This window comes from Liquorilactobacillus vini DSM 20605, assembly GCF_000255495.1.
In the GTDB taxonomy this organism is placed as follows: domain Bacteria; phylum Bacillota; class Bacilli; order Lactobacillales; family Lactobacillaceae; genus Liquorilactobacillus; species Liquorilactobacillus vini.
Map to the genome: position 1 here is coordinate 1 of NZ_AHYZ01000161.1, position 4,789 is coordinate 4,789.

Sequence of the window (4,789 nt, forward strand, 5' to 3'; positions counted from 1 at the left end):
TGATTTATTCATAATTATGTGATATAATAATATTTTAAGAAAACAGTACGGATAGTTGTTCATATATATAATTTTTGAAGTTAAATTGGAGGAATTATTATGGATTTTCAAAATGCAGAAATTATTACTGCAATGGTTACTCCTTTTGATGAAGAAGGAAAGTTGGACTTTGTACGTCTACAAAATTTAATTGAATATTTATTAAAAACAGGGACACAAGGAATCTTAGTTAGTGGAACAACTGGTGAGGGTCCAACATTGAGTGAAACTGAAAAGCTGGCTTTAATTAAAAAAACAGTTGAAATAGTTGCTGGCAGAGTTCCGATTATTGCAGGAACGGGAACAAATAACACACAGACAACAATTGAGTTTACGAAGCAAGTTGCTGAAATTGGTGGCGTTGCTGCTGCTTTGGTGGTTGTTCCATACTATAATAAGCCTGATCAACGCGGAATGATTGCTCACTTTGAGGCAGTTGCAGCAGCTAGCAAGTTGCCACTATTTATTTATAATATTCCTGGTCGAACGGGTGTCACGATGAATGTTGAAACTATTGCATATTTGTCAAAAAACAAAAATATTATTGGTTTAAAAGATTGTACTGGGAATGTAAATTTGGCAAAAATTGTTGAGCAAGTTGCTGACGGCTTTTTGGTATATACCGGAGAGGATGCTGATGCTTTAGCTGCTAAAACAATTGGTGCCAAGGGTGTTATTTCAGTTGCAAGTCATTTATACGGCGAAAAGTTGAAGCAAATGTATCAGGCAGTTAATGAAGGAAAATTTTCAACAGCAGCAGAGTTGATGCGTTTTTTGACTCCTAAAATGCAAGCTATGTTTTCGGCTCCTTCTCCTAGTCCAACTAAAGCGGCTTTGAATCGAATCGGAATTAGAGTTGGCGGTTGCCGGTTACCAATTTTAGAATATCCAACCGAAAAATTAAATGAGCTTTATCAAAAACTTGATATTTAGTAGTTAAGGAGGAAAATATGTCCAATTTGAAGATCATTCCAATTGGTGGTGTACGCGAAAATGCTAAAAATATGTACACAGTTGAAGTGAATGATGAAATATATATTCTTGATTGTGGTTTAAAGTATCCTGAAAATGAGCCCTTAGGAATTGATACAATAATTCCTGACTTTTCATATTTACGGGAAAATTCGCAGCGAATTGTCGGAGTTTTTTTGACTCATGGGCATGCAGATGCAATTGGCGCATTGCCTTATTTTTTAAATGAATTCAATGTTCCCGTTTTTGGTAGTGAATTAACGATTGCTTTAGCTAAAATTAGTGTTAAAGCAGATAAAAACAAACGAGTTGCTAACTTTAATGATTTTCATATCGTTGATGAAAAAACTGAAATTGATTTTGCTGGAACGACGGTTTCTTTCTTTAGGACGACGCATTCAATTCCTGAATCATTAGGAATTGTCATTAAAACTGTTGAGGGGAATGTTGTTTATACTGGCGATTTTCGCTTTGACCAAACAGCTGCTCCAGAATATCAGACTGATTTTGAGCGTTTAGCTGAAATTGGTAAGGATGGGGTGTTGGCTCTTTTAAGTGACTCGGCTAATGCTGAGAACCCCAAGGAAACGGTTGATGAACGTGAAATTTATGAATTAGTTAGTGATAACTTTGAATATCGTAAGGGAAGAATTATTGTTGCTTGTGTGGCGTCAAATATTTTGCGTGTACAGCAAATCTTTAATGCTGCTGCTAAAAATGGGCGAAAAGTAACTTTAGCCGGTCATGATGCCGAGGAGATTATTCATACAGCTTTGAAATTGAATAAGTTAAAGTTGCCGGTTGAAGATTTATTAGTTCCCTTTAAAAATATTAAACGTTTTCCAGATGATCAGATAGTTATTTTAGAAACGGGCCGTTCTGGTGAACCATTAAAATCATTACAGAAAATGGCTGTGCATCGTCATCCTAAAGTTTCTTTACAGGAAGGTGATCTTGTTTTTATTACTACAACGCCATCACATGCAATGGATACGATGGTAGCTAGAACAAAAGATATGATTTATCGTGCAGGAGCTGATGTTAAAACAATTGCTGATGAATTAAATTCATCTGGTCATGCTAGTCGCAGTGATTTACAGTTGATGATGAATTTGCTGAAGCCCCGCTACGTTATACCAATTCAGGGCGAATATCGCTTAATGGCAGCTAATGCAGACTGTGCTCGTGAAGTAGGGATTCCAAAAGAAAATATTTTTTTAACTTCTAAAGGCGATTTGCTTGAATATGAACATAATAAGTTACTTCTTACTGCTTCAGTTGAGATAAGCAACACGTTAATTGATGGTAGTGGAGTTGGTGATATCGGTAATATAGTTTTGCGAGATCGTAAAGCTTTATCGGAAGATGGCGTTTTTATTGCCGTTGTGACCATTAATCGGAAGAAAAAAGAAATTGTTGATCAGCCCAAGATTACTTCGCGAGGGTTTGTCTATTTAAAAACTAGTCATAATTTGATTTTAGAGAGTCAAAAAATTGTGATTAAGGCTGTTCAAAAAAATTTAGATAATAAAGAGTTTGATTGGGGACATCTTAAACAGGATATTCGTGATCAATTAAATCACTTCTTATATGAACAAACTAAACGGCATCCAGTAATTTTGCCGATCATTATGGAAACCAATCAGCATCATCGTTTTAAAAAAAGGAAAGTAATATCGCAAAATTAATTTAAAAATTTATTTTTTGATTTTTAAACCATGGAATTTAGGAATTTAAACTCTGTATTCCATGGCTTTTTGCTGATTATTAACAATGAAAGGAAAAGATAGATTTTTGGTATTGAAAGATCAAATTACTTTTGATTTGCGTCAAGCTGAGATTTTGAGCGCTCAAGGAAAATTTTACCAGGCTAATAAGCTGTTAAAAAAATGTTATCGACAAAAGAAAAATTTTCGGATTAATTATTTGTTATTTTCAAATTTTCTGGCTTTAAAAGATTACTCGATGGCAGTTGCAACAGCTGAAGAATATTTAACTGCTTACGTTGCTGATAATGATTATTTGAAACAGCTTTTTTTGGCAATGGGGAAAGCAGCTTTGTTTTTAAAAATGCGGAAGTTATTTATTTACTTTGAGCAATATATGAATCAGAGCGAAAAAAGTCTGTTTAGAAGGATGATTGACCAGGCCGAAAAGCAAGCAAATCAACAGTTCACTAGCTTGTGTCAATCACAGAGCAAAAAAATCAGTTTTTGGCCGGTACCTGCTCAACGACAGTTAGTTGAAAAAATATTACATTTACCATTGGCTGATTTTTTAGTTTTGAGCAAACGCATTATGGCAATGCGAACCGTCCATCCATTGGTGAAAAGTGAATTACTGGATAATCTACGAGCTTTGAAAATTCAGACGAAGTATAATCTTAGTTTTTTAAATGGCAAAAACATTATGGTGATTCCAAGTGAACTGCATGATTTTAAGAATTCAAAACTCAGAAAACAGTTTGCAGTTTATTTTTCTCACTTTTCTGATCAGCAACTCGCAAATTTGCAAAAAAAAGAGGTTTTTCTTAAATTACAATTACTTTATCCGTTTGAAGATCGGATCGCCAAGTTTGATCATAACTGGTTAGCAATCTTTTTGGGGAAAAAAGATGAGTTGGCAGAAAAAGATCAAAAAGATTGGTGTTTGTTGCTAGAAACATATTTAAGTGAGTGGAATATTTAATTTTATTTCTGTCAGTTGGCTATTTACAAATAAGAAGTCAACTTATATAATAGCATAAGGATTCTTCTGTTAGAGATATAGTTTTTACTTGGTATTCTTTGATGGAAGTAGTATAATAAAAATTAAAGGATTATCGGCAATTGGTTTTTGTTGCGGATTTTTCTTGCAAAATTACAGGAGGTTCGTATTAATGGCAAAAGAACATTACGAAAGAACAAAACCCCATGTAAACATTGGTACTATCGGCCACGTTGACCATGGGAAGACAACTTTAACAGCTGCTATTACAAAAGTTTTAGCTGCTAAAGGACTAGCTAAGGAAGAAGATTATGCATCAATCGATGCTGCTCCAGAAGAGCGTGAACGTGGAATCACAATCAACACAGCTCATGTTGAATATGAAACTGAAAAGCGTCATTATGCACATATCGATGCTCCAGGACATGCTGACTATGTTAAAAACATGATCACTGGTGCTGCTCAGATGGATGGTGCGATCTTAGTTGTTGCAGCTACAGATGGTCCTATGCCACAAACACGTGAGCACATTTTACTTGCTCGTCAGGTTGGTGTTAACTATATCGTTGTCTTCTTAAACAAATGTGATTTGGTTGATGATGATGAATTGCTTGACTTGGTTGAAATGGAAGTTCGTGAACTCTTAAATGAGTATGATTATCCTGGTGATGATACTCCAATCATCCGTGGTTCTGCTTTGAAAGCTCTTCAAGGTGATCCAGAAGCTGTTAAGCAAGTTGAAAAATTGTTGGACACAATTGATGAATATATTCCAACTCCAGATCGTCCTACAGATAAACCATTCTTAATGCCAGTTGAAGATGTCTTTACTATTACTGGTCGTGGTACAGTTGCATCTGGTCGTATCGATCGTGGAACTGTTAAAGTTGGGGATGAAGTTGAAATTGTTGGTTTGAAAGATGAAGTTTTGAAATCAACAGTTACTGGACTAGAAATGTTCCGTAAGACTTTGGATCTTGGTGAAGCTGGCGATAATGTTGGTGTATTGTTACGTGGTATTAACCGTGATCAAGTTGAACGTGGACAAGTTTTGGCTGCTCCTGGCACCATT

General features: G+C 35.3%; 4 protein-coding genes. All 4 read left to right on the top strand.

Annotated features, from left to right (window positions below; all coding sequences use genetic code 11):
- Positions 1 to 99: 99 nt before the first annotated feature.
- Positions 100 to 972 carry a 4-hydroxy-tetrahydrodipicolinate synthase gene (gene dapA / locus ON15_RS08850; RefSeq protein ID WP_010581128.1) on the top strand — a complete coding sequence of 291 codons (873 nt, stop codon included), beginning with the start codon at positions 100 to 102 and terminating at the stop codon, positions 970 to 972.
- Between the two features lie 17 nt (positions 973 to 989).
- Entirely contained in the window at positions 990 to 2,699 is a 1,710-nt protein-coding gene (locus ON15_RS08855; RefSeq protein WP_010581129.1) for a ribonuclease J, read from the top strand.
- An 85-nt stretch (positions 2,700 to 2,784) separates the two neighbouring features.
- On the top strand, positions 2,785 to 3,699 hold the full coding sequence (locus ON15_RS08860; RefSeq protein ID WP_141567411.1) for a hypothetical protein: 915 nt from the start codon (positions 2,785 to 2,787) through the stop codon (positions 3,697 to 3,699).
- A gap of 190 nt (positions 3,700 to 3,889) precedes the next feature.
- Positions 3,890 to 4,789: elongation factor Tu (gene tuf / locus ON15_RS08865; protein WP_010581131.1), on the top strand; the 900-nt coding region annotated here is incomplete at its 3' end.

What these genes read in the sequence shown, in the direction of transcription:
- ON15_RS08855 (WP_010581129.1), top strand. Translation starts at nt 990, where the DNA reads ATGTCCAATTTGAAGATCATTCCAATTGGTGGTGTACGCGAAAATGCT.
- dapA (WP_010581128.1), top strand. Translation starts at nt 100, where the DNA reads ATGGATTTTCAAAATGCAGAAATTATTACTGCAATGGTTACTCCTTTT.
- ON15_RS08860 (WP_141567411.1), top strand. Translation starts at nt 2,785, where the DNA reads ATGAAAGGAAAAGATAGATTTTTGGTATTGAAAGATCAAATTACTTTT.